This window comes from Leclercia sp. GLN_9 (assembly GCF_043105735.1).
Classification (GTDB): Bacteria; Pseudomonadota; Gammaproteobacteria; order Enterobacterales; family Enterobacteriaceae; genus Enterobacter; species Enterobacter adecarboxylatus.
The window spans coordinates 1-4,142 of record NZ_JBICLV010000041.1 but is presented as its reverse complement, the minus strand read 5'-3'; the positions used below and the strand labels follow the sequence as shown (position 1 = coordinate 4,142).

Annotated in this window: 3 protein-coding genes; all 3 read left to right on the top strand. The window is 43.7% G+C overall.

The features are described 5' to 3' along the window. The first annotated feature begins 380 nt into the window (after positions 1–380). Positions 381–1,241, top strand: coding sequence for a RepB family plasmid replication initiator protein (locus ACF8PE_RS21295; protein WP_103181188.1), 861 nt, complete (start codon positions 381–383; stop codon positions 1,239–1,241). Positions 1,242–1,905: 664 nt separating this feature from the next. Next, positions 1,906–3,072, top strand: coding sequence for a plasmid-partitioning protein SopA (gene sopA / locus ACF8PE_RS21290; protein ID WP_103181187.1), 1,167 nt, complete (start codon positions 1,906–1,908; stop codon positions 3,070–3,072). Then, positions 3,072–4,043 (top strand): ParB/RepB/Spo0J family plasmid partition protein, encoded by a 972-nt coding sequence (locus tag ACF8PE_RS21285; RefSeq protein ID WP_103181186.1) that lies wholly within the window; start codon positions 3,072–3,074, stop codon positions 4,041–4,043. The genes sopA and ACF8PE_RS21285 overlap by 1 nt, the downstream gene beginning before the upstream one ends. Positions 4,044–4,142 lie beyond the last annotated feature (99 nt).

The following is a 4,142-nucleotide window of genomic DNA, read 5'->3' as shown; positions in this document are numbered from 1 at the left end:
AACTTTCAGTGGCATTATGCTATTTGGGCACTATCCCTTTTCATCCTCTCGGATCTCAAAAAGTTATCAACATATACACCGGTTAGATCCTATAACACGATCCTATTGAAGATCCTAAATGGATCCTTATAGTCCCAAACAGATCCCCGATCGCTGCAAGCCACGTCAGACAAGGCATTCAGAGGATTTGGGTGTGTCGTATTATGCAATAAGTGTGTCGCAACATGTAATTGGTGTGTCATGCCATGAGCAAAGTGGGTGACATCATGCTCTTGGTGTGTCATAACATGCAAAATGGTGTGTCGCATCATGTCAAATAACGAACTATCCACCTTTTGTGGATAACCTCGAATGGATTCTAACCACAGTGGTGTAACTATATGACTGATAACAATTTTATACCCTCCCAAATTACAAATGAAGGAGAGGTACACCAATTAACAGTCACAAACAATTCATCAGTTCAGCCAGCGATTTTACTGCGTCTGGGTGTCTTTGTTCCTGCCAGTCGTGCAATTCCTAAGGGGCAGAAGTCCGGTATAGATGTTTCTTCGTCGTTCTCCCAGCTTGAGTTCGCCCGTAAGGAAGGTTATGACGAAGTCAGGATCTTTGGTGAGCGACTGAACATATCAACGGACTTCAGCGTCTGGATGGGCATTATTGGTGCCTTCAGTAAATACGGCTTGAAATCAAATACCATCGAGCTGCCTTTCACTGAGTTCGCCGCGTTGTGCCAGTATGATTCTCGCCAGTTTAACAAACGTCTGCGTGACACCATTTTTGATGCTCTTACCCGGATTGGTACCAAGACTGTTCAATTCAACAGTAAGAAAACTGGAGATAAATTTTTTACTCAGCTCCTTAAGAGCGGTAAGTATACGAGAGAGTCCGATACAATCACGCTCCAGGCCGATGAGCGCCTCCATGAACTGTACCAGATTGACTACAACATCCTACTGCGCAAGCGTCCCTACCATATGCTCAAAGGTAAAGAAGTTGCTCAGACACTCTATACCTACATAGCAAGTCTGCCCGATAACCCTGCCCCAATTAGATTTGATCGCATCATTGAGCGATTGAATTTGACCTCTCCAGTAAAGGAGCAGAACCGGCTGATCAAGGCTGCTTTGAAGCAACTACAAGTCATTGGCTACATTGAGTATTCCATTATTAAAGATGGTCGAACTCTAACTGTGTTGATTCATAAGCGAAATAAAAAACTCAAAGAAATGGGGTCATAGAAGGTGGGTCACATTATGCAGGCGATCCAGTAATGGTGGGTCGTATCATGATTTTAGGTGTGTCATAACATGTTATCGTGGCACACTAGTATTCATGCCTGTTTTGTTAGGTTGATTTTTGTACCAATCCAAATGGACCCGCATGCTGTGACACACCTTTAGCATATCGCTGCCCACTTTTTCATGTTTATACCCAACATTTTTAAGATCCTCCGATGATCGTTTTTCTAAGCATGTTGCGACACACTTTATGCATGCTATGACCCACCTTTATCATTCTGGCTATTAAGAAGGTTATTCCCAATAAGTGCGGGTGATGCATTTATGAAAATTACATTTTGTAGAGGTCATGAGTACTGTTTTCAGCCGCCCTGCCCTCATGTATACAGTGTTTCGTCTGCATCAAGGAGGAAAGGGCCGCTCGGTATACGAAAAAGATACCCTACCATTTTGAATGGTTTGCAGTTAATTGTTGTCCAGTAATTTCAAACTTTCAAACTTTCAAACTTTCTTATGAGTTGAAGGATTCTGTTTAAAAAGTTATCAACTTTGCAAGATTTGATGCACTTTGCATTTTTTTAGTGGGTTTGCATATTTTTGGTTGCTTTGCTTGTTTTATCAAGATTTAATATAATTATGCAAAGTTGATTTGAAGGGGTTTCAAATGGGATTAATGGATACGCTTAACCAGTGCATTGCAGCAGGACATGAGATGACGAAAGCCATCGCAATTGCTCAATTTAATGATGATAGCCCTGAAGCAAGAAAAATAACCCGTCGGTGGCGAGTTGGTGAGGCAGCTGACCTGATCGGTGTTTCATCCCAGGCTATTCGTGACGCTGAAAAAGCAGGACGATTGCCGCATCCAGATATGGAATTACGAGGACGCGTTGAACAGCGCGTTGGCTATACCATTGAGCAAATAAACCACATGCGAGATGTGTTTAGTACCCGCCTCCGTCGCCCAGATGAAAGCTTACCTCCGGTAATCGGTGTTGCAGCTCATAAAGGTGGAGTTTATAAAACTTCTGTCTCCGTTCATCTTGCTCAGGATCTGGCTTTAAAAGGACTTCGCGTACTGTTAGTCGAAGGCAACGATCCGCAAGGGACGGCCTCGATGTATCACGGTTGGGTTCCTGATTTACATATTCATTCTGAAGATACTCTCCTCCCCTTCTATCTCGGTGAACGAGATGATGCTTCATATGCGGTAAAACCAACTTGCTGGCCTGGCCTTGATATCATCCCTTCTTGTCTGGCCTTACATCGTATTGAAACTGAGTTGATGGGACGTTTCGACGAAGGAAAGCTGCCGACAGAACCTCACATGATGCTAAGGCTGGCCATTGAAACGGTAGCCCATGATTACGATGTTGTTGTTATCGATAGTGCTCCTAATCTTGGTATCGGCACAATCAACGTTGTATGTGCTGCTGACGTGTTATTAGTCCCTACCCCCGCTGAGCTCTTTGACTATACCTCTGCATTGCAATTTTTCGATATGCTCCGGGATTTGCTGAAGAATGTAGATCTACAAGGCTTTGAACCAGATGTCAGAATCTTGCTTACTAAATATAACAATAATAATGGTTCCCAGTCGCCTTGGATGGAAGAGCAAATCAGGGATGCATGGGGAAGCATGGTTCTTAAAAACGTGGTACGCGAAACGGATGAAGTAGGTAAAGGCCAAATTCGAATGCGAACAGTATTTGAACAAGCAATTGATCAGCGTTCTTCTACTGGAGCATGGAGGAATGCGCTCGCAATTTGGGAGCCGGTTTGTAATGAAATTTTCGACCGTCTCATTAAACCTCGTTGGGAAATCCGCTAATGAAACGAGCACCTATCATCCCTAAATCTATTCCTTCAGTCGTTCCTGTAACTACTGTATCGGCCCCTGCAGCTCCTATGGTAGACACACTAATTGCTCGAGTAGGCGCTATGGCAAAGGGTAATACTATTACCCTTCCCGTGTGTGGACGAGAAGTAAAATTTATTCTTGAGACCATACCCGGTGCAGATGTCGCCAGCTCAACTAAGGTCTGGGCTGGTAATGAACGTGATCAAGCTTTTCTAATAGAAGAGGCTTTGGACGATCTCATACCATCGTTCTTGCTTACCGGCCAACAAAATCCGGCGTTTGGGCGTAAGGTCGACGGTCATATTGAAGTTGCCGATGGTAGTCGCCGTCGCATGACTGCCATCTTTACATCAACTGAGTATCGCATACTCGTTGGTGCCCTTGATGACGAACAGATGGATGCTTTATGCAAACTTGGAAATGATTACAGACCGACAAGTGCTTATGAAAGAGGTACGCGTTATTCTCAACGTTTAGAAAAAGAATTTAACGGAAATATCTCTGCCTTGGCCGATGCTGAAAACATCTCAAGGAAAGTCATAACCAGATGTATCAATACTTCTAGGCTACCAAGAGATGTGATCGCCCTCTTCTCTCATCCAGGCGAGCTTTCCGCAAGGGCTGGCGAAAGTTTACAGAAAATCTTTTCTGAGAACGAAGCTCGTTTACTCGATGGGGCTTTTGAGCTATCAGAGAAGAGAAAAGCAGGTGTAGTACTTGAGGCTGATGAAATAATTCAATTTCTTACTGCCTTGCTTAAAGATTCCAGCAAGAAAGTAAATCAGGCCCCAGAAAAGCGTGAGTTCATTCCTGGAGCAACAGCGCGTTATAAAGGAAATAAAGTGATTATCAGCCTGGATCGTTCCAAACTTTCCGAGGAAGATATTGGGAAGTTTGAAGAAATGCTTGAGCTTTTAGCTACGAAGAAAAACAAGCATTAATTCGGTAGTTATCTTCCTGCTTTACCTTCTTCAAGACCATGGTTCAAATTCCTAATATGGGACCGTGGTCCCAACCCCTTAACTGGGACCGTGGTCCCA